Source organism: Gilliamella sp. Pas-s25, assembly GCF_009795885.1.
GTDB lineage: Bacteria > Pseudomonadota > Gammaproteobacteria > Enterobacterales > Orbaceae > Gilliamella.
In genome coordinates this window covers 24,435-47,064 of record NZ_WTEV01000020.1, presented here as the reverse complement: position 1 = coordinate 47,064, position 22,630 = coordinate 24,435, and the positions used below count along the sequence as shown (strand labels likewise).

Below are 22,630 nucleotides of genomic sequence, written 5' to 3'. Positions count from 1 at the left end.
TTAAGCAAGAAAGGGTGTCCTTATGACAATGCGGTAGCGGAAGCGACATTTAAAACAATTAAAACGGAATTTGTAAAAGGCCAACGTTTCAACTCAACGGCTGAGTTACAACGCGCTTTTTCGGCTTATGCTTATTGGTATAATCATAAACGATTACATTCTTCGTTAGGCTACTTGCCTCCCGTTGAATTTAAAAAACACTTATCCCTTAATTTTTTTGTTTGAAAATGTGTTGCCATTCCACTATGTACCAAAACAAAAAAAAGCCTAATTTTCCGCCCAAAAATCGGTCAGAAAAGATATTAATTTTATTGAAGTTTTTGTACGGTGTTTTTTACCAAAACTCATAAAAAAACCCAGCATAAGCTGGGTTCTTATTTTAACCAACTAAGTCGGGTAGCAACGACACATTACTGTATCGCCGCCCCCTAAGAACTGTACGAGCGAATTTCTCCGCATACAGCTCAAGCCTTTCTATTAACTTATTGCTAAGTCGGTTTCAATACGTCTAACTTCAGTGCATGAACTTTAGTATGACATACAGGATGTAATAAAACCCTGTTTTTCAGCTTATTATCCCCGCCATTTACACGGTATATGATATGGTGGTCATGCCAACCCGTCTCTTTTGTGATAGGAAGATGACATAATCCACAACGCCCTTTTTGTTCCTTATACAACCTTTGCCATTGACTTCTGTGCGAATAATCCTCGTACATCCGTTTTTGGTATAATGTTTCACCGTATAATTCCCATTCGGGTAAAAATGGGTTGTACTCCGATTTTACCTTTACATGACGTTTAATTTCTGTCCTACTGCAAAACAGTAATTCAGTCCATATCTTTTCACCGTGCCGATTCGTTGTATGTGTGCCAAATATCCAGTCCCTGCTTTGTATCTTTGTAAAGTATTTCGCTTTAACAAATCGTTTCCGCCTGTTACTGTGTCTTCGACAACACCATCGCCAAATCGCTTGCCAGACTAAATGGTCTACTTTACTGTACGTTTCTTTAGCGACAATGCTGCGGTGATAGTTAGCCCATCCCCTTAACATTGGATTTAACTTTCCTATTAATATGTCTTGTTTAACCATCTTCATGGCACTGATTGTTTCTTTCACCTTGCGATAGAATGCTTTCACATTCTTTTTACTTGGCTTAATCAACAATTTGCCTTTAAATGATTTCACCGTCCAACCAAGAAAATCAAACCCTTGCTCGATATTAACAACGTGAGTTTTCTTTTCCGATAAGGTTAATCCCCTCTCTTTCAAAAATTCCCGCATTATTGGCAGAACTTCATTTTCAAGTAATTCTTTCGAACTCCCCGATATAATAAAATCGTCCGCATATCGAACCATATACACCTTATTAGCTCGCCGTTGTCTATTTCCAATTACACCAAAGTGTTTAGTTAATAGCTCGTCTATGCCATCTAGTGCCATGTTTGCTAAAGTTGGTGAGATGATACCCCCTTGTGGTGTACCCTCTTCCGTCCGCTTGACCTGTCCCATGTCTACTACGCCCGATTTTAACCATTTTGATAATATCCGTTTATTCATCGGAATATTTTCGATTAACCACTCGTGGTTAATATGGTCAAAGCAACCCTGTATATCGGCATCCAATACCCATTGCGCCGTTTGTCTCATTTGACGCCCTTTGCGTGAAAATATCTTATGCACGTGGCTTATCGCATCCGCCGTTGAGCGATTGATACGAAATCCATACGAGTTTTTATCTGCTGTCGTTTCGGCTACAGGCTGTAAAGCAAATAAATACAGCGCTTGCATTGCTCTGTCTTTCATGGTCGGAATGCCTAAAGGGCGCTTCTTTCCGTCAGACTTGGGAATATAAACTCGCCTTAACGGCATGGGTTTATATCCTTTACTTGTCAGCGTTGCAATGGCTTTCCATTTACTCATTGGCGTTGACCATGTTACCTTGTCAACTCCTGCCGTCCTTTTACCTCTGTTTTCTGTCACTCTTCGAACCGCTAATTGCTTAGCATACGTTGAGCGTGTTAGTAACCTTTGTAAGCGTTTGACCTTACGGTAGTCACCTTCAATTGTTGCCTTCGCAATCCGTACCTGCAATCCCTTAACATGTTTTGTTGCTTTAACCCAATCAATATTGTGCCATAGCTCATTCATGTCAGGAGTCGCTGGAGCTGGACTACTTTTAACTTTTTCGTTAAACTTAGTGTACTCTTTCATACTTACTCCTGTAGTAACAGAAATAAGCAGAAATCTACTTGGTTTTTGGTGAATAATTTCTTCGTCCAGTGAAAAGAAGAAGAATTATTCAGGTTACCAAATAAATTCTACTTCTCTGTCACATGGTGAATTGTTAGAGTAGGGAAATGGGCTTGTTTTCACTTGCCTGTTTCCTTTCCTCACCCAATCATTCCCGAAGAAATGACCATAAAGGATTAGCCAACATCTTACGATGAAAGACCAGTTAGAAGTCTGCACCCTTTCGAGTTAGGTCATGTTTCATACCCTATATCAGCCATTACAGCCAATCATTCGCTTTCTCTAACCTCCTTTACCTGCACCCCCATCAGTATCGCTTGCGCTTTACCTGCCCTAAGGCGGAAATACAGGCTTACCAAGTTCCATTATTATCACACAAATAGTTAAGATGCTGTCTGTTCGCCGATAGTGTTATGATGACGTATCCCCAATCTAAAAAGAGATAACCCACTATGTACCTTTTGGTTAGAGCTTGTCAGTAGCTTAAGCTCTTTAACGATCACGACGTTTATCAACAATTCACTTACGTTCATCTTTCTATTTAGCCTAGCCCCTCATGGCATACTACTTGCCATTACTTAATGTTATCTCACGATAAACATTAACCTTGCTATTCCTCAAGGGGGTACATTGTCAGGAAGCTCCGCACCAAACCGTTACCAGTTTCGCACTATCCCTAGACTACTGTTAGTCATATAACAGGTTGACTCGCACTTTTACCTCATTTATCAGTAATTGTACTTCAACAATGATAATAACAGCTTATGCACTTATAACTTCACAATAGGTCAATTCTAGCTTAAACTATATGCTGATGGATTCTTTCGTTTCCTTGGTCGATTCAATAATTTCTTATTGAACTCCTTGGAATCTTCCAGAATATCAGATAGGATTAATTGAATTGTCCAAAGAATTTTGTTCTTTAGTTATGAGATTTGTCTCTCACAGACTAAGGTAAATTCTTTACCGAATATAGGTTATGCAATATCCTTTCGGACATTGTATAACGTCTTACTCAGATATTGCAGGGAGTGGCTAGTTAAAGTTATTCACCTTAATAGCCCACCTAACTTTTGATTAAAAATCAAAGGTTTAGGTGTATAAGCACGCCTTTGTCGCACTTAAATTTTCGTTGTAAATGTACGAGCAATAACATCGCGTTGTTGTTCAGCAGTTAGTGAGTTAAAACGTACCGCATAACCAGAAACACGAATAGTTAATTGTGGGTATTTTTCAGGATTTTTTACAGCGTCTTCTAATGTTTCACGGCGAAGTACATTAACATTTAAATGTTGACCGCCTTCAACTTTAATAGTTGGGGCAACATCTAATGGAACTTCACGATATTCGAATTTACCTAGTTCTGCAGTTGGGATCACTTGATCTTCTTTATAAACTGATTTAGCAGCTACACAACGTGCTTCTTTTGTAGCGTCGTCTAATAACCAGAAAGAGTTAAGAAGTGCTGCATTATCTGCTTTAGTAATTTGGATACCTGTAATCATTTTAAATCCTCCTAACGGGGCCTTATTGCCCTAAAATAATTAGGGTTAATATAGCACTTTGGATATTTGATTAAAGTCAAAAAAAGCTATCAATTCAATAAGCAATACCTTTGTTTAGTATTTTAGTTATGATTGTATGAAAACTATTTATTACATTAATTATTTTTTTATTTATTCCTCCTTGTCAATTGTCTTTTTAACAATATAAGGAGCACAACTTAATATTCGATTTAGCCAAACTGATTGTGATTTAAAATTTTGTAAAAATATGTCATTAATATTGAAGCATTAAATACTTGGTTGTATTGCGTGTCTAACTGAATATTTAATAATCTTGCTGTAGTGAGGTTTAAGCTGATTAGCATTAGGTTTATTATTATTTTTAGGTATAATTATTGTAATCAGCAAATAGTGTTGTTGAGTCATATAAAATTATAGTATAGGTATTGTATGAGTAATCAATTAACATGGCATGACGTCATCGGCGGTGAAAAACAGAAGCCCTATTTTCAACATATAATACAATTTGTGGCATCTGAGCGCGCTAATGGTAAGATTGTGTATCCACCCCAGCATGATGTGTTTAATGCGTTTCGCTTCACGCCATTTGATCAAATCAAAGTCGTGATTTTAGGGCAAGATCCTTATCATGGACCTAATCAAGCTCACGGACTTTCATTTTCTGTTTTACCGGGAATTAAGCCACCACCATCGTTAATGAATATCTATAAAGAGCTATCAACGGATATTGCGGGGTTTACAATTCCTTCTCATGGCTATTTAGCTTCTTGGGCGACTCAAGGCGTATTATTATTAAATAATGTGCTCACTGTTGAAGCAGGGCAGGCGCATTCTCATGCAAAAATAGGTTGGGAAACTTTTACTGATCATGTGATAGCAGCAATTGATAAACATCTTGAGGGTGTGGTTTTTTTATTGTGGGGATCGCCAGCACAAAAAAAAGGGCAGTTTATTAATCGTCAAAAACACCATGTATTAACGTCAGTGCATCCATCACCGTTATCTGCTCATCGTGGATTTTTGGGCTGTAAGCATTTTTCAAAAGCAAATGATCTTATTGTACAACAAGGTAAAGTAGCTATAAATTGGCAGCCAACGCTACCGGAAAAAGTGAATGAATAGCCATAAAAAACGTCGAACGGGTTTGCAAGAAATCGCCAATTTAATTGGGATTAGTAAAATGACAGTTAGCCGTTTTTTACGTGATCCTAATTTGGTCTCTAAACCTCTTCAATTACAAATTTCAGCCGCGATAGATGAGCTAGGCTATATTCCGAATAAAGCCCCTGATATGCTATCTAATGCTAAAAGCAATGCAATTGGTATTGTGTTTCCTTCTTTTACCAATCAAGTTTTTGCTGATATTTTAAAAGGGATTGAAACGGTGACGGATGCTCGGGGATATCAAACCATGATTACTCATACTGGATACAGTTCAGATAAAGAAGAATCACGGTTGCGATCATTACTTTCTTATAATATTGATGGATTAATTCTAACCGAAAGAACACATACTCCAGCAACTTTAAAAATGATTGAAATTTCGGGCATACCTGTGGTTGAAATTATGGATAGTGTTTCACCTTGCATTGATATGGCGGTTGGATTTGATAATTTTACTGCGACTAAAAATATGATTCAGCGCATGATAACTAAAGGGCGTCGAAATATTGTCTATTTTAGCGCAAGGCAAGATCAACGGAGTATTATTCGCCAACAAGGTTATGAAAAGGCGATGGAAGATGCAGGATTAATCCCACGAACACTAGCGACTAAAGAAGCGTCGTCTTACGAATTGGGGGCGAGATTTTTGCATCAAATTTTAACAGAATTTCCTTGTGTTGACGGTATTTTTAGTACTAATGATGACTTAGCTCTAGGGGTATTACTTGAATGTCAAAGGATGGGGATTGAAGTGCCCAAAAAAATAGCGATTGTTGGTTTTCATGGACATCAAATTGGTCAATTTATGAATCCCAAATTGGCGTCTATACAGACACCAAGGATTGAAATGGGAAAAATTGCCGCAGAGCTGTTATTAAAACGGATTAATGGTGAACAAATTGATAAAAAAGTGATTGATTTGCCGGTTGAGTATTTAGACGGGGAAAGTATTTGATAAAACAGAAAGTGCATTTTGAATGATTTAACCTTATCACTTTTAGTGATAAGGTTAATGGTAATTACATCCCTTTAGGATTTTCACCGTATTGGTTGCTACCTGGTGTTGAGTCTAGCATGCATAAGACTAATATTATAATACCACCTACGTATGGAATAAATTGCAACAAAATCCACCAACCGGATTTATTTGTATCATGTAAGCGGCGTACAGTAACCGCTAAATTAGGAAGAAGCAGTGCTAACGACAAAATACAGGTTACAATCATCAGGTCGTTTCCAATTATTTTATCAATGATGATTGTTAAAACTGCTAAAATAACACTGAATAAAACGAACATCCAATATTCTTTACGACGCGCTCGTCCATTAAAATTTGCATAATTTTTTGTAATACAATCAATAAACCAATTCATTTCTTTATATTCCTTTTTAGTTTAATTAATAAAACAAGTTATTTATATTAGTTATTTTAATGAAAATAAAATGAAAATAAAAATTATTTTTATGATTAAATTTCCTATTTTTTATTTTTTTATCGATAGTTATATCATTGATAGCTTGTTGATTCGAGGTTTTCATAAAATGATAACTATGTTAGAATTATCGCTCAGTGGTTATTTATACCGATTAACAGATTATAGAAAATAGCACTGAGGCCCTCCATGAAAATAGTTGAAGTAAAACATCCTCTTGTACGCCATAAAATTGGATTAATGCGCGAACACGATATTAGCACCAAAGACTTTCGTGATCTTGCCAGCGAAGTTGGCAGTTTATTAACTTATGAAGCAACTGCTGATTTACCAACTGAAACAGTGACTATAAAAGGTTGGTGTGGACCTGTGCAAGTTGAACGAATTAAAGGTAAAAAAATTACGGTGGTACCAATTTTACGTGCGGGTTTAGGTATGATGGATGGTGTGCTTGAACATATACCAAGCGCCCGAATTAGCGTTGTGGGTTTTTACCGTAACGAAGAGACACTTGAACCAGTTCCTTATTTCGAAAAGTTAACCTCTGATATTGAAGAGCGAATGGCTTTGGTTGTTGATCCAATGCTGGCAACAGGCGGTTCAATGGTTGCGACGATCGATCTGCTTAAAAAAGCAGGTTGTAAAAATATTAAAGTATTAGTTTTGGTTGCTGCACCAGAAGGCATTAAAGTGCTTGAACAAGCTCATCCTGACGTTGAACTTTATACCGCATCAATCGATGAGAGGTTGAACGAAAAAGGCTACATATTGCCAGGACTTGGGGACGCTGGAGATAAAATCTTCGGCACAAAATAAAATCTCAAATTTTAGACCGGTTAATCCGGTTTTTTTATGCCTGTCAATTAGGCAAGTTATACAACAAATTAGTTAAGTAAGAGAGGCGCGATGTGAGCAATATCACAACAGACAAAACAAAAAATATAACATCTCTGCATAAGCATTCTTGGCAGGATATTTTTACTGGCGCACAAATGTTATTTGTCGCATTTGGTGCATTAGTGTTAGTACCGTTGTTAACGGGGTTAAATCCAAATGTAGCGCTGTTTACTGCTGGAGTTGGTACTTTACTATTTCAATTAACCACTAAAGGTAAAGTGCCGGTATTTTTAGCTTCATCATTTGCTTTTATTGCCCCTATCTCATTTGGTGTTGCTCAGTGGGGGATCCCCGCTACGTTAGGTGGTTTAGTTGCCGCTGGTTTTGTATTTATGCTTTTTGCTTTTTTAGTCAAAATGAATGGTAGTGATGTTATTGACCGCATTTTACCACCGGTTGTGACCGGTCCAATTATTATGGTTATTGGCTTATCGCTTGCACCGGTTACTGTTGGGATGGCAATGGGTAAAGATAGTGGCCTGCAAGCAGAAAATTATCAATTGATTCTTATTTCAATGGCTTCACTATTAACAACTTTAGTGGTGGCTATTTGGGCAAAAGGGTTTTTAAAATTATTACCAATTATTTCTGGTATTGTGGTTGGTTATGCGCTTTCTTGTTTGTTTGGTATTGTCAATTTTCAACCGGTGATTGATGCACCATGGTTTAAAGTACCTGATTTCACGTTTCCTGAATTTCACTGGCAAGCGATTTTGTATATGCTGCCAATTGTGATTGCACCAACCATTGAACATGTTGGTGATATTATGGCAATTAGTACTGTTACAGGTAAAGATTATACGCGTGATCCTGGTTTACAGCGCACATTACTCGGTGATGGATTAGCAACTTCGACAGCTGGATTTTTTGGTGGACCACCTTGTATTACTTATGCCGAAGTGATTGGTGCGGTTACATTAACGCGTAATTTTAAAACTCGCGTTATGACATGGGCGGCAATTTGGGCTATTTTAATGTCTTTTATTGGTAAAATCGGTGCATTTTTAGGATCAATTCCAACTGTAGTCATGGGGGGAATTATGGTGCTATTGTTTGGTTCAATTGCATCAGTAGGCATTAATATCTTAGTCAAACATAAAGTAGATCTATCCGTGCCTCGAAATATGTGTATTGTCTCATTAGTCTTAGTTTTTGGAATTGGTGGAATGATTTTTGATTTTGGGTCATATGCTCTACAAGGTATCAGTTTGTGTGGTATTTTAGCCATTGTGTTAAATCTGATCTTACCACATCAAGTTAAACCGACTGATAGCCACTAAATTAATTCACATTTCGTTGACTATATTTATAGTCAACGATAGCCATAATATGGCTATGTTAACCTATTATTATAAATTCTCAATTAATCACCAAACGGTATAGACTCCTGAATATTTTTTACAAAAATATCACTTAAACGTGCATATCCCATTTTCATTAAAGTCACCATCTCTTTTTGTTTTCTTATGCATTGGTGGGCAAGCTATTTTGTGAATTGTTGATTGATACCATGGTTATGACTAATTGATGCTATAAATGCTCAATTAATCACGAAACGGTATAGACTCCTGAATATTTTTTACAAAAATATCACTTAAACGTGCATATCCCATTTTCATTAAAGTCACCATCTCTTTCTGTTTTCTTATGCATTGGTGGGCAAGCTATTTTGTGAATTGTTGATTGATACCATGGTTATGACTGATTGATGCTACAAATGCTCAATTAATCACGAAACGGTATAGACTCCTGAATATTTTTTACAAAAAATATAACCTAAAAATTGAATAGGTAGGTAGATACCTCATAGTTAGTACACAACTTATGTATAAAATTATGTTGCCTGTTTTTATTCAATGCATTTTACAATTTTATTTATGATATAAGCTGCTTATCCGTGATAAAGTGAAGGTTTTTATATGGTTATTACAGTTGTTTGTCAAAAAGTTTCAGGAAACTATGTGTTTGAGTATAAAAGTGTTTGAGTATAAAAGTGTTTGAGTATAAAAACACACTTATCATAAAATAAGTGTGTTTTTAGTAAAAAGTTATTTATTTGATTGGACGCATAGTCGGGAATAAAATAACATCACGAATAGTATGACTATTGGTAAATAGCATCACGGTGCGGTCAATACCAATCCCAAGTCCTGCTGTAGGTGGTAAGCCGTGTTCAAGTGCAGTAATATAATCTTCATCATAAAACATGGCTTCATCATCACCCGCATCTTTTTGTGACACTTGGTCAGCAAAGCGCTGTGCTTGATCTTCCGCATCATTAAGTTCTGAAAATCCATTACCAATTTCACGACCACCAATAAAGAATTCGAATCGATCAGTAACAAATGGGTTGTCATCGTTACGGCGAGCAAGTGGTGATACTTCTGCAGGATATTCAGTAATAAACGTTGGTTGAATTAAATTTGCTTCAGCCACTTCTTCAAAAATTTCAGTGACAACCCGACCAAGTCCCCAGCCTTTTTCAATCTTAATACCAATAGATTGCGCAATGGTACACGCTTTTTCAAAATCATCTAAATCGGCATTATTGGTTTCAGGACGATAATGGCAAATGGCTTCACGCATCGTCATTTTTACAAATGGTTTGCCAAAATCAAAGGTATGATCGCCATATTGCACAACAGCATCACCTGTCACTGCAATCGCTAAACGACGGAATAAGGCTTCTGTTAACACAATTAGATCTTTATAATCAGCATAAGCCATATACATTTCCATCATGGTAAATTCTGGATTATGTCTTGGCGATACGCCTTCATTACGGAAGTTACGGTTAATTTCAAAAACACGCTCAAAACCACCAACAACTAAACGTTTTAAATAAAGTTCGGGTGCAATACGCATATACATATCTAAATCAAGTGCATTGTGATGCGTAATAAATGGTTTAGCTGATGCTCCACCTGGAATGACTTGCATCATTGGAGTTTCAACTTCCATAAAGTGATGTTCAAGCATAAAGTTACGGATTTCGCTAACCACTTTTGAACGAGCCTTAAACGTCTCTCTTGACTCTTGATTGGTGATAAGATCCAAGTAACGTTGACGATAGCGCATTTCTTGATCGGCAAGTCCATGAAACTTATCAGGTAATGGACGTAGTGCTTTGGTTAATAAGCGAATTTCTTCACAATGAATAGAAAGTTCGCCTGTTTTCGTTTTAAATAGGTAGCCTTTCGCACCGACAATATCACCTAAATCCCATTTTTTAAATTGTTCGTTATAAAAACCTTCAGGGAGATCATCGCGGGTAACATAAAGTTGGATCTGCCCAGCAACATCTTGCAAAGAAACAAACGACGCTTTACCCATAATACGGCGCATCATCATACGCCCAGCAACTGTTACAGTAATTTTGTTTTCAATAAGTTCTTCGTTAGTTTTATCGCCATACTGTTTGTGGAGATCATTGGAAATCGCATCACGGCGAAAATCATTAGGAAAAGCAACACCTTGTTCCCGAAGGTGAGCGAGCTTTTCGCGACGTACTTTTAGTTCGTTATTTAACTCTTCAATTTGGTTTTGTTGCTCTTGCTGCTGTGTTGACATAGTTTTCCCTTTTATTTATAACTAAGCTGTTTTTATAACCCTGCTTTCAAGCTTTCTTCAATAAATTGATCTAAATTGCCATCTAATACGGCCTGTGTATTACGTGTTTCAACGCCAGTGCGTAAATCTTTAATACGCGAATCATCAAGTACGTAAGAGCGAATTTGACTACCCCAGCCGATGTCAGATTTGTTTTCTTCCATCTGTTGTTTTTCGGCATTTTTTTTCTGCATCTCAAGCTCATACAGTTTTGCTTTTAACTGTTTCATGGCTTGATCTTTATTGCTATGTTGTGAACGGTTATTTTGACACTGCGTCACAATACCGGTTGGCACATGGGTAATACGTACAGCAGACTCAGTTTTATTCACATGCTGCCCACCCGCACCCGATGCACGGTATACATCAATGCGAAGATCAGCTGGGTTAATGTCGATATCAATATCATCATCAATTTCAGGATAAACAAATACTGACGAAAACGAGGTGTGACGTCGATTGCCTGAATCAAATGGACTTTTACGGACAAGGCGATGCACACCTGTTTCAGTACGTAACCAACCGTAAGCATAATCACCGGATACTTTAATAGTTGCTGATTTAATACCGGCAACATCGCCATCAGAGACTTCCATTACCTCGGTTGCAAAGCCTTTTGATTCAGCCCAACGCAAATACATTCTCAGTAGCATTTCAGCCCAATCTTGTGCTTCAGTACCGCCCGATCCAGATTGAATATCCAAATAACAATCTGCACTATCGTAATTGCCTGAAAACATACGCCGAAACTCAAGTCCGGCCAGTTTTTTTTCTAGTTGTTCAAGTTCGCTATTTGCTTCATCGAAAGTCTCTTGATCGTCCGCTTCAATAGCCAGCTCAAGTAAACCTTCAACATCGTCAAGACCTTGATTTAACGAATTGATAGTATTGATAATTTCGTCTAGTGCAACGCGCTCTTTACCTAACGCTTGTGCTTTTTCGGGGTCGGCCCAAACTTCAGATTGCTCTAATTCAGCATTAACTTCTTCGAGCCGTTCTTTTTTTAGATCATAGTCAAAGATACCCCCGAATCACAGCTGTGCGTTCGGTAAGTTCTGCTATCTTTGATTTAACAGGATTAATTTCAAACATGATTTAAATTGGTTTGCTCAGTTTCATGATTTTTTAACAAGCGTTCATTGTAGCGGATTTGGGCATAATTTAGCAATTGCCAATTGCCATTTTTGGCTTGAAGTTGATAAATGAAGTATTGGTTTGAAAAGCAAAGATGGCGCAACAAGCGCCATCTTTTAAGTTGAAAATAATGAGTGCAACCGAATTATTTTTTTGCTTCAGCATATAGCTCAGCAACTTTATCCCAGTTAACTACATTCCAAAATGCACCGATGTAATCAACACGACGATTTTGGTATTTCAAGTAATAAGCATGTTCCCAAACATCAAGCGTTAGGATAGGTGTACCAGAAACACCAGCAAATTTTTCGCCCATCAATGGTGAATCTTGGTTAGCTGTTGAAACAACTTCAAGTTTACCATTTTGTAATACTAACCAAGCCCAACCAGATCCAAATCGAGTGGCTGCCGCTGCTGCAAATTTTTCTTTAAATGCATCAACTGAACCAAAATCTTTTTCGATGGCTGCTTTAAGTTCACCTTTAAGCTCGGTACCGACTTTTAATAGTTCCCAAAAAAGAGTGTGATTAACATGACCACCTACGTTATTTTTAATGCCTGTAAGTTTATCAGCGGGTACTTTATCTAAATTTTTTAATAAATCGCTTGGGCTAAATTCTTTAATTTCAGCAGATAAAGTTTCAATGATAGCATTGGCATTGTTGACATAGGTTTGATGATGTTTATCGTGATGAAGATGCATTGTTTCAGAATCAATATAAGGTTCTAATGCATCATAAGCATAAGGTAAGGGAGGTAAAGTATAAGCCATGAAATTTGCTCCTTTCATATATTAGGTATTATTAACTACTTTATCTTGTGAGTATACGGGCTATTAGTATAGCCCTCAAACTATCACTTAGATAGTTAGTGGCTATCTGTAATTAGGGTGATTATTATTTTTCCAATTAGCTTTCATTACTTGCTATAAATGGGGTATACATCATAATTGCGTGATTTTCGCTGATGAGCTTTTCTTCGACATGGTTATCAATTAAATGTGTTTTGCGTTGCCATATTTTATTATGTCTGGTATAGCCTCCCCACCACTGTTGTTCAATGCGATGATCGGTTTCTAGGATTACATAATGATGAGTTAAGGGGGTATCAGCAAGTAATTCACCATGTAAATACTGATCATCAAGCCAAAGATTAAGCCGGTAAGTGATATTGGTTTTATTGATTAATTGTAAATCAACATAGTTATAAGACAAGGTTGCGCCACAAGCAAAAGGAATCGTACGATTGATATCGGGGAAAACATCAAAACTATGCCGCCAACGCTCCGTAATGGTGAGATCAGAATGTAACACGATCCAATAAATCAAATTACCTAATTGGCATAATCCTCCGCCAATGTCTTTGCCTATCTGCCCGTTATGTAATGATAGTCCTTCTAAAAATCCTCGTTTTTTCGATGGGCGTCCTACTTTTTGCCAGATCGAAAAACGTTGATTGGGCTTAATGATTGAACCATTAAGTTTTTCAATGGCTAATCTAAGATTAGTGATTTTATTATATTGTAAATACATATCAACATCTTTTAGTTGCCTTAATAAAACAGACTGATGTTTTTTGTGTGAATAACAACAAGTATTATTATTGATGTCGACAGTACTATAGGCGTGACGATGCCGCCACCACTCAAATTTTCTCTTTAAAATAAAATACTCTTTGCCTAATTTTAGCCTTAATTTACTGCGTTTTATCGGTTTATCGACAATGATATCCTTCATATTTTTCCATTCCTTTATCTACAATATATAATCAGTTATTTTTCTAAAGATGACAGATAGTGCTCGCTCAACTTGTCGAGAAAAGCGAAAAGTTTTTGATTCATTGTCGTGTAATCATGCGAGCGAAGCGTATCAGGCGTATCAACAAAGCGGTAATTTGCAGCTTGTTTAAGCTCTTTTTGCGAATGGGCAATCAGCAATTCAACGACTTCAGGCGTGAACTCCATATGGCATTGAAATCCATAAACGAAGTCATTATAAGCAATGATTTGCCGAGGGCAGCCTGCACTATAAGCTATAATTTGGGCATCTTGGGTTAAACCAGGCATATCATTGTGCCAATGACCGACTTCTAATGTATTGCCAAAATCAGCAAATAGAGGATTGGTTTTACCCAGTTGCGTTAATGTAATTGGGAATTTTCCAATCTCTTTTTCTGGGCTTTGGGCATGACTTGCGCCTAACGCCTCACCAATTAATTGAGCGCCTAGACACACGCCAATAACTATTTTACCGGCATTTATCATAGATAAGATCACAGCTTGTTCTGCTATAGAATCAAAATGAGCACACTCTTGTTTGGTTGTTGACGGTGATTGTGGACCACCCATAACAATAAGAAAGTCGATATCATCAATGCAATTAGGAAGTGGTTCACCAAGATAAACGCGACAATAGGTTATGGAGTGATGATGCATGCTAGCCCATAGCTCATAGGCACCAGGTGCTTCGAAAGCTTCATGAATAATAAAATGTATATGCATTAATAAAGGTTCCTTGCCTATAAATATTATCACCAAAAATCATGGTTCAATGACATTATACATATCTAAAGATAAATTTATTATTGAATTATTATGAATAATTTTTTCGCAAATACAATATAGACTTTTGATATCAACAGGATAAAAATTTGGAAGAAAAAAGAAGTTTGGTAGAGGTAATTTATCTAAGATGGTTTTGGAATTTAGAAATTGGCTCCTCCAACAGGACTTGAACCTGTGACATACGGATTAACAGTCCGCCGTTCTACCGACTGAACTATGGAGGAACCGAAATGTAGCGCGCATATTATAGATTTTATGGCGCTATGTCAATAGTTAAATGCTTTTTTTGTATGAACTTGCCTCCTTTATAATCATTCAAGTGTTAGGATTGTCTTGAATAAATGTTTTTGTCTGAGTAATTGTTGGGGATGCGAACCAAGCTCTTGTTGTGGGATGCTCTGTTTTAGATCGCGATAATAATCAATCCAATAAGGCAAAATTTGATTTGTCGTTACATCCTTAAAATTCATTGGATATAATGCGAAATAATCACTACCTTGTTTAGTTTTAAAAGCATAAGTAATTAGTTCACTGCAATAAAACCCATCTGTATTTTGATTAAAGCTATGATTGTAAGGTGAACCTAAGCAATGTTTAGCTCGCTTTAATGCATTTTGAATAACAGCCAAATCATGGATTCTACCAATGATATTACGTCTAGCCGCACCAACAAAGTCAGTCAAAGATTGTTCAATCACGCCATATTTTTGTGTGGCTTCAATGACGCTATTATTGCCAATATATAAACCGACATGATTGATATTTTTTGTTATCTCATCCATGTTAGGCACTGCACCAGAACGGTTTATAGCGTCACTAAAATCATCATCTTCGTTAAGGCTTTGAAAGATGATATCGCCACTTTGAATATTATTTATTTTTAGCACGATAACGCCATAGTGAAAACATTACACAAGTTGCAATAATAAATTTAAGTGCATCAATACCAACAAATGGAAAATAACCTACTTTTAACGCATCAATAAGTGTAATGTGTAAATAGCCCATTAAATAGACAACACCAAATACAAATAACAATTGATGCGCACAAGCGAATGCAATTAAGCCTAAAATAAAGCGACGATCGTACCCTCTTTCTGCTGCAAAACCGGCTAAATAGGCACTAAATACATAGCCATATAAGTAACCAGAAGAAGGTGACGCTAATGCCATAATCCCACCACTGCCATTAGCAAATAGCGGTAATCCCATTGCGCCTAAAAAAAGGTATTGGATTATTGCTAATGCGCCTAATTTACGACCTAAAAAAGCACCAATTAACAATACCGCCAATGATTGTAGTGTAAATGGAACAGGGTAAGTTGGAATACTAATATTAGCCGCTAATCCTAAAAGTAATGCTGCACTGGTAGTAGTCAATAGCTTACGTTGCCAAGAAGATAAATTAACCAGTGTCGTGATAAATGTTGGATAATACGAAGTAATTTGTTGTTTCATTATTTTCTACCTTTGATACATAAATAGTAGAACTATAATAGCGCAACGCATTTTAATGTAAACTATTTTTTTATTTAAAAGTTTACATTGAGTTTAAATTTTGTTATCACACCCAAAACAAAGAGCGTGATAACAAAAAATAAGGTTCTGCTTAAACTAAGTAAGGATTGCTTATTCGTTCATGACCAAAACTTGACATAGGGCCGTGTCCTGGCACAAAAATAAAGTCATCACCAAGTGGTAATAATTTATTAGTGATTGATGAAATTAAATCGGTATGGTTGCCTCGAGGAAAATCTGTTCGTCCTATACTGCCTTTAAATAATACATCACCGACAAAAGCTAGTTTATCCAAATGATTAATAAAAACAATATGTCCTGGAGTATGACCAGGGCAGAAAAGAACATCAAGGGTTATGTTACCTACTTGAATTTGGTCGCCTTCTTTTAACCAACGATCAGGTAAAAAGCTGTCAGTATGAGGAAAACCAAATTGTATGCATTGTTGTGGCAAACTTGTTAGCAAAAATTCATCTTCTTGGCTTGGTCCAATAATTTTTACATCATAATATTGAGCTAATGTGGTTGCCGCACCAACATGATCTAAATGTCCATGGGTTAATAAAATCTGTTTAATATTTACGCCTAGTTTTTCAACGGCTTTTTTCAGTAGTTCTGATTCACCACCAGGATCAATCAGTGTGCCTTCCATGGTTTGATCACACCAAATAATGCTACAGTTTTCTTGAAAAGCGGTAACGGGGATGATTTGATACTGAAACATATATTTATCTCCTTGTTTCTTGGCGATGGGTGATTAGATTTTTGCCATCTTCATTTTTTAGTTGCGCAAAAATAAAGCTTGATAGCACTGTAACCACACCGAGTATAACAAACGTTAATTGAAATGCGTGAATAGTACCAGTTGAGTTGCTAATTAATCGCAGTAAAACTGCACCAAATCCTGTACCAAAACTGATTGCAAGCTGTTGATTAACTGCCATTAAACTATTACCACTACTCGTATTTTCGTTTTCTAAGTTCGCTAAAGTTATGCTATTCATCGCGGTATATTGCATAGAATTAATACCACCTATACAAAATAACAATAAACTGATTAAGATAAGGGGCGTCGATAAATTTAGTAGAGACATTAAAACAATCATGACGCCCGCTAAAATGGTATTAGCAACGAGCACAAAACGATAGCCTAAACGAGCTAAAATACGTGGAATAAAAATTCGAGTACAAATTGATGCAATGGCCATTGGCATTAGCATCACACCGGCAAAAACAGCCGAGTAGCCAAAACCGACTTGTAATAACAATGGAATTAAAAAAGGCACACCAGATATACCTAATCGGCAAATTAAATTGCCAATAATGCCTATTTTGAACGTATGGATCTGAAAAAGTGATAGTGGGAATAAGGGGGTTGGTTTCTTTTTTGCATACCCATAATAAACAAGTAGAAAAACGAAGCTGATTACGGCAAGTAGCAATGGAAAATCATATGTCTGATTTTGGTTTAAAACCTCTACACTTAAAGTGGCACTAATAAAGGCAATCACAATAAATATAAAGCCAAACAGATCAAAAGGCATGTGTTCACCCTTTAGATTGGGCATATATTTCCAACTAATTATCACACCTAAAATACCAATGGGTAAATTAATAAAAAACACCCAATGCCAACTCACCATATCAACCAAATATCCTCCTAATACCGGTCCTAAAACAGGTCCAATTAAACCGGGAATGGTGGCAGTATTTAAGGCGGCTAAAAAATCACTACGCTTAAAAGATTTAATTAATACTAAACGTGATATCGGTACCATCATTGAGCCACCAATACCTTGAATAACACGCGAGATATCTAAAAAAATTAATGAATTGGATAAAGCACAAAGCAATGAGCCAAGGGTGAACAGTGAAACTGCCATCACAAAAATATTTCTAGTGCCAAATTTATCTGATAAAAAACCACTGACTGGAATAAATAATGCCAAGGTTAAAGCATAGCTTATCACTGCTGATTGCATATTTAAGGGGGATTCATTAAGATCTTTAGCCATCGTGGGAAGCGCAGTGTTTAATATCGAGGTATCAAGCGATTGCATAAAAAATGCAAATGCTGCAATCCATGGTAATATTCGATAAACAAAGGGTGGTAACTGTAATTCGCTATTCATTTTAATTTTGCCTAAAATTAATTTAAATGCTGGATGAGCAGTTGGCTATAAGCTCGGAAAATTAAGCTCTCTTACTACCTATTTTATTAAGAAAAAGAGCAGATAAATGCTATTTTACAATATTATTTGCTAATTATTGGCTTTTTTCTTATTTTTAACAGGTTTATCTTGCCGATAGCCAGCTAGTAATGACCCAGAAATATTGTGCCAAACCGAAAATACTACAGCGGGCAGCATTGATAAAAGAGAGGTAATCGATCGAACAAATAGTTGATAAAATTGTCTGGTCATATAAACCTGCTATGAGTCTAATAAAATTATTCTATAATAATGATAAAGTTATTTTAGTTTCTTTGTGTGATTTTTGCTCTATTGAGTCTACTAAATAGCGTCAAGGTATTTGCTAAAATCGTGTGCATTATGTGCTCTGCTGACTCATTGCGTAATTGAGTCAAGATTTTAAATACTTCTGCGATATATTCAGGGCGATTTATTTGACCTTGACGACCACTTAATGGCATATCGGGAGCATCCGTTTCAAGCACAAGACTTTCTAGCGGTAATTGAGCAATCGTATTGCGCGTTTTATTCGCTCGTTCATAACTAATTACGCCACCTACACCAATATAATAGCCCAGCTTAACAAATTGCATAGCTTGCTGATAGCTACCTGAAAATCCATGTATTACACCACGGCAAGGTAGGTTGGCACGGTGTAATTCATGGTACATAATATCGTGCGCTTTGCGTGAATGAATCAAAACGGGTAAATCAAATTGTTTAGCAAGCGCTAATTGTGATCTAAAAAATGATAGCTGCTGTTGCCAATCAATACTTAAATCATAGCGATCAAGTCCTATCTCTCCAATGGCAATTAATTTATTAGGTTTTGTTTTAACGATATCGGTTAACCGCTCTAAATCAACCATGGTATGTTGATAAATAGGATGCAGTCCCAAAGCGGCATAGATTTCGTTATAATCATCCGTAAGTTGTAAAACAGTATCAAAATAGTTAGCACTAACTGCGGGTATGATTAACCCAACAATATCTGCTTGGCGAATTTTAGCTATTGAATCGGCAAGATGATCAGTAAAAGGCGGAAAATCAAAATGACAGTGTGTATCAATAAACATAATGCCCCTTATTCTACGGTTGTTTGATGTAATAAAATTGGCAGTAAAAATCGTTGGGCAGCAAAAATAATTTGTTCAATTAATGCGTCGGTTAAGTCAGGGTAAAGGCGAGTATAATAACTGTCGCACTCAGCAGATCGGTTAAAGCCGCCTTGCCAAGTATTTAAAAGCTGATTGATAGCTTTATCGCTCTCGACAATCTCGCCTGTTTTTTTATTATAGGCTGCAATTAACCAACTCCATGCGCTTTGCACTGGTAATAATAAAGGCTGATTAATACCGTGCAAATAACCTTCCACCAATGTGGTTAATATCGCAATTGCTTGATCATGGGGTAAGTGTAAAAAACGCCACTCAGTATCTTCTCGGCCATAGATGCGGCTTTGATTTTCAACTTGATCTGGATTTAAGATGCAATACACTAAATGATCAATCCATAGCGAAATACCATCTCGAATCGACAGTTTTGCAGGGCGCCATGTTAAAATACCATCATCTTGAATATGGGTTAACCAACCTTGTAATTGGGCATGTTGCCCATTGGTCAAAATAGTTAAATTGACCTCTTGCGTTGTCATAACCAAGCGTTCTTGGTTAATTTTATTCGCTAATGGTTGCAGTGATTCAAATTGATTATCATAAATAATTTCACCAAAGGCACCATCTGGTAATTCACCTGTTAATGCTAAACGCTGATAAAAATCATCGGATTGTGGTGGTTCATTAGAGATCAGCTGATTTAAAATCAGCAAGTTCAATTGATAACGTTTTAAACTATCAAGATTAAAATTTTCGGCATCCGGTAAGGTATCATCTAGATAATTGATATAAAAATTAAACCGTTTTTGTAAAAAAAACCGAATAGAGTGTTGGTAAAATCGTTTTAATTCATCGAGATTGATATTATCAATTCCAATAACAGGTATTTCACTAATAAATAATTGGTTTTCACCTTGTTGCAATGCCGCAGGTAACCACTCATCGGCATAGCTTTTTGGTTCTTGTAAAAAATTTTGCGGATTAAACGGTGTGCGTGTATGGTTTACACGTAAACAATCCAAGCTGTTAGTAGAAATTGCTGTGTTATTTGCAGGTTTATTATAATATTGGGCAATATACTCCCAGAGTTCATCAACAAGTATAGAGGGATAACGCTCACTATCATCTTTCATTTCGCGACCAATATAACTGATATACAGCTGTTTTTGCGCAGATAAAATTGCCTCTAAAAAAAGGTAACGATCATCGGTGCGACGACTGCGATCACCTCGTCTTGGATGCTGTGCAATTAAATCAAAGTCAAGTGGAAGCGACGTTCTTGGATAATCCCCGTCATTCATTCCCAATAAACAAACAACTTTAAAGGGAATCGAGCGCATTGGCATCATGGTACAAAAATTTATCTTACCAACTAAAAAACGATGTGCTAAATGATTTTGTTCTAAGCGCAATTGCATGGCATCATGCAAAATCGTGATAGAAATATTATCCATATAATTGGCTGACAAACCACTATTAATCAACGCTTGCCACTCTTGTGCTATCATCAATAAAATGGATTCACGTTGTGAATTGCTGACAAAAAAATCATTAATCAATTCAAGACAACAAGGTTGCCAATCAATGAGCGGTTTTTCTTCGTTTAAGATAGCAAACCACTTCTTTACCACTTTAATAAATTCGGCTAATTGACCGATTAGTTCGGCATCTAAACCAGTTGCCCCATCATAAGGTAATATCTGTTGCCATCCCCCTTGCTCACTATTCATCGTATAGCCAAGTAATAACCGTTCAAGCCCAAATAACCAACTATGTGCGCTATCAAGCCCAAAACGAATGCCTGACTCAACAATCCAAGTCCTCAACAAGGTTAGCTGTGATTGGTTAATTGCAAATTTTTCACAAATAGCTGGGATCTCAAGCAAATTAAAAAGTTCTTCTGCTGTAAAGCGGCTATTTGGAAAATTTAAAATAGTAAAAAAACCTTGAACAATTGGATCGATATTTCGTGCTTTTTGATCTGAAATGGTAAAAGGTAAATAGCGCTTTTCATAAGCATTAGCAAAAACAGCGCGAATATAAGGCACATACTTATCAATATCCGAAACCATAACTATGCAATCACGTAATTCTAGTGTGGGATCAGCGTCAAAAACCGATAGCAGATAATCATACAACACTTCAACTTCACGTTGTTCACTATGGCAGGCATGAAACGAAATTGACTTATCTGTTGCTGCAATATGCTTATTACCAAAATCGTTTGGATACAGATCTAAAATATCTTGCTGAATGGCATTTAATAAACAAGATCGCCCTTGATCAACAAATGCTTCAATATCTTGTTTATTATTAAATTCCTGTAACAGGAACAGATTATCACGTCCCAATTTTCCCCACGAGGTTAAAAGGGGATTGGGGATTTTATCGGGGGTATTGAATATATCTGACAACTGCTTTTCAACAATATCGCCCCAATACCATTTACACGGATTGTTAAACATTAAATGGACATCAATATGTTTCCCAAGTGCTGACAGTAACGAAAGATAAATAGGAGGAAGAGAAGTAATACCAAAAATAAAAATACGATTAGGTAATAGAGCTAAACGTGAACGCTCAAAGTTATTATCTAACAAAATTTCAAGCATTTGTTGATAAATATTAGCGCGATGATAAGGTTGACTGATGGATATTAGCTTTCGCCATAGCTCTGCTTGCCACTTTTCATCGGAATGATGATTTAATTCACTAACAGTCTGATTGGCCTCCCACTTTGCTAGCCAATCAGGGCGATAAACTAAGTATTGGTCAAATAACCGCGCTATACGGGTTGCAAGCTGATATCGTTTTTTATCTTGTTTATCAATATCTAGATAATGTTTAAGTGCGCTAAACTCAGGTTGTTCAATAACTTGGGGCAACAAATAATACAAACGCCAACTCATTGCTTCAATACTATAACTATTTTCAATGGGCGCATCGGGCAATAATTTTTGATAAAGTTGCCAAATCAATTGAGTTGGAAAAAGAAAATCAACATTAGCAACAATACCAAGTTCATCCGCTAACGCAATTTGCAACCATTGTGCCATACCTTGACTTTGCACCATAACTATATCAGGTGTAAATACATCCTCTAATGGTTGCCTGCGCATCAATTCACTCAATAACGTCTTGAGTAAATCGACCTGATTTGAATGATAAATGGTAAACATAACAACACTAATTATTGATAAGAGAAGATTAAGATTATCGCTGAT

At 36.6% G+C, this 22,630-nt stretch carries 19 protein-coding genes, 1 tRNA gene and 1 pseudogene; 5 read left to right on the top strand and 16 right to left on the bottom strand.

The window, feature by feature from the left end:
* On the top strand, positions 1-225 hold a 225-nt coding region (locus tag GQ593_RS09685; protein ID WP_160431832.1), incomplete at its 5' end, for an IS3 family transposase.
* A gap of 263 nt (positions 226-488) precedes the next feature.
* Here GQ593_RS09685 and ltrA read toward each other — a convergent pair.
* Complete coding sequence (gene ltrA, locus GQ593_RS09680; RefSeq protein ID WP_202115448.1) at positions 489-2,153, bottom strand: group II intron reverse transcriptase/maturase; 1,665 nt, start codon at positions 2,151-2,153, stop codon at positions 489-491.
* A 1,223-nt stretch (positions 2,154-3,376) separates the two neighbouring features.
* Positions 3,377-3,760, bottom strand: coding sequence for an autonomous glycyl radical cofactor GrcA (grcA, locus tag GQ593_RS09675; protein ID WP_160431830.1), 384 nt, complete (start codon positions 3,758-3,760; stop codon positions 3,377-3,379).
* 450 nt (positions 3,761-4,210) lie between these two features.
* On the opposite strand from grcA, the gene ung reads away from it, so the two are divergent.
* Together ung and gntR are read left to right on the top strand one after the other, a co-directional pair.
* Positions 4,211-4,903, top strand: coding sequence for a uracil-DNA glycosylase (gene ung, locus GQ593_RS09670; protein ID WP_160431829.1), 693 nt, complete (start codon positions 4,211-4,213; stop codon positions 4,901-4,903).
* Positions 4,896-5,900 carry a gluconate operon transcriptional repressor GntR gene (gntR, locus tag GQ593_RS09665; protein WP_085246962.1) on the top strand — a complete coding sequence of 335 codons (1,005 nt, stop codon included), beginning with the start codon at positions 4,896-4,898 and terminating at the stop codon, positions 5,898-5,900. Before ung ends, gntR begins: the two co-directional genes overlap by 8 nt.
* A gap of 64 nt (positions 5,901-5,964) precedes the next feature.
* Here the strand turns inward: gntR and GQ593_RS09660 are convergent, their stop codons facing one another.
* Positions 5,965-6,318 carry a DUF805 domain-containing protein gene (locus GQ593_RS09660; protein ID WP_160431828.1) on the bottom strand — a complete coding sequence of 118 codons (354 nt, stop codon included), beginning with the start codon at positions 6,316-6,318 and terminating at the stop codon, positions 5,965-5,967.
* A 249-nt stretch (positions 6,319-6,567) separates the two neighbouring features.
* On the opposite strand from GQ593_RS09660, the gene upp reads away from it, so the two are divergent.
* Positions 6,568-7,194: a uracil phosphoribosyltransferase gene (gene upp / locus GQ593_RS09655; RefSeq protein ID WP_160431827.1), complete on the top strand. Its 627-nt coding sequence runs from the start codon at positions 6,568-6,570 to the stop codon at positions 7,192-7,194.
* A 92-nt stretch (positions 7,195-7,286) separates the two neighbouring features.
* On the top strand, positions 7,287-8,555 hold the full coding sequence (locus GQ593_RS09650; RefSeq protein ID WP_202115447.1) for a solute carrier family 23 protein: 1,269 nt from the start codon (positions 7,287-7,289) through the stop codon (positions 8,553-8,555).
* A gap of 772 nt (positions 8,556-9,327) precedes the next feature.
* Here the strand turns inward: GQ593_RS09650 and lysS are convergent.
* From lysS to recC, 13 genes and pseudogenes are all read right to left on the bottom strand, one after another.
* Positions 9,328-10,845 (bottom strand): lysine--tRNA ligase, encoded by a 1,518-nt coding sequence (gene lysS / locus GQ593_RS09645; protein ID WP_160431826.1) that lies wholly within the window; start codon positions 10,843-10,845, stop codon positions 9,328-9,330.
* A gap of 32 nt (positions 10,846-10,877) precedes the next feature.
* A protein-coding gene (prfB, locus tag GQ593_RS09640) for a peptide chain release factor 2 (protein ID WP_160402362.1) occupies positions 10,878-11,976 on the bottom strand; the annotation gives its coding sequence in 2 pieces (ribosomal slippage) (positions 10,878-11,900 and positions 11,902-11,976; 1,098 coding nt in all).
* 187 nt (positions 11,977-12,163) lie between these two features.
* Positions 12,164-12,790, bottom strand: coding sequence for a Fe-Mn family superoxide dismutase (locus GQ593_RS09635; protein WP_091350432.1), 627 nt, complete (start codon positions 12,788-12,790; stop codon positions 12,164-12,166).
* 136 nt (positions 12,791-12,926) lie between these two features.
* Positions 12,927-13,754: a VanW family protein gene (locus GQ593_RS09630; RefSeq protein ID WP_160431825.1), complete on the bottom strand. Its 828-nt coding sequence runs from the start codon at positions 13,752-13,754 to the stop codon at positions 12,927-12,929.
* A gap of 35 nt (positions 13,755-13,789) precedes the next feature.
* Positions 13,790-14,518 (bottom strand): type 1 glutamine amidotransferase, encoded by a 729-nt coding sequence (locus GQ593_RS09625; RefSeq protein WP_160431824.1) that lies wholly within the window; start codon positions 14,516-14,518, stop codon positions 13,790-13,792.
* A 211-nt stretch (positions 14,519-14,729) separates the two neighbouring features.
* Positions 14,730-14,805, bottom strand: a tRNA-Asn gene (locus GQ593_RS09620).
* A gap of 87 nt (positions 14,806-14,892) precedes the next feature.
* Entirely contained in the window at positions 14,893-15,468 is a 576-nt protein-coding gene (locus tag GQ593_RS09615; RefSeq protein ID WP_160402366.1) for a YiiX/YebB-like N1pC/P60 family cysteine hydrolase, read from the bottom strand.
* Positions 15,452-16,039, bottom strand: coding sequence for a biotin transporter BioY (locus GQ593_RS09610; protein WP_160402367.1), 588 nt, complete (start codon positions 16,037-16,039; stop codon positions 15,452-15,454). The genes GQ593_RS09615 and GQ593_RS09610 overlap by 17 nt, the downstream gene beginning before the upstream one ends.
* Before the next feature lie 151 nt (positions 16,040-16,190).
* Positions 16,191-16,823 carry an MBL fold metallo-hydrolase gene (locus tag GQ593_RS09605; protein WP_160431823.1) on the bottom strand — a complete coding sequence of 211 codons (633 nt, stop codon included), beginning with the start codon at positions 16,821-16,823 and terminating at the stop codon, positions 16,191-16,193.
* A gap of 4 nt (positions 16,824-16,827) precedes the next feature.
* The gene (locus GQ593_RS09600) at positions 16,828-18,231 is read right to left on the bottom strand and encodes a DHA2 family efflux MFS transporter permease subunit (protein ID WP_160431822.1); all 1,404 of its coding nucleotides are present in this window, start codon (positions 18,229-18,231) and stop codon (positions 16,828-16,830) included.
* A gap of 129 nt (positions 18,232-18,360) precedes the next feature.
* Positions 18,361-18,480: pseudogene (locus GQ593_RS09595) on the bottom strand (bile acid:sodium symporter); the annotation flags it as partial.
* Positions 18,481-18,575: 95 nt separating this feature from the next.
* Positions 18,576-19,367: a TatD family hydrolase gene (locus GQ593_RS09590; protein ID WP_160431820.1), complete on the bottom strand. Its 792-nt coding sequence runs from the start codon at positions 19,365-19,367 to the stop codon at positions 18,576-18,578.
* 8 nt (positions 19,368-19,375) lie between these two features.
* Positions 19,376-22,585 (bottom strand): exodeoxyribonuclease V subunit gamma, encoded by a 3,210-nt coding sequence (gene recC / locus GQ593_RS09585; protein ID WP_160431819.1) that lies wholly within the window; start codon positions 22,583-22,585, stop codon positions 19,376-19,378.
* Positions 22,586-22,630: the final 45 nt, after the last annotated feature.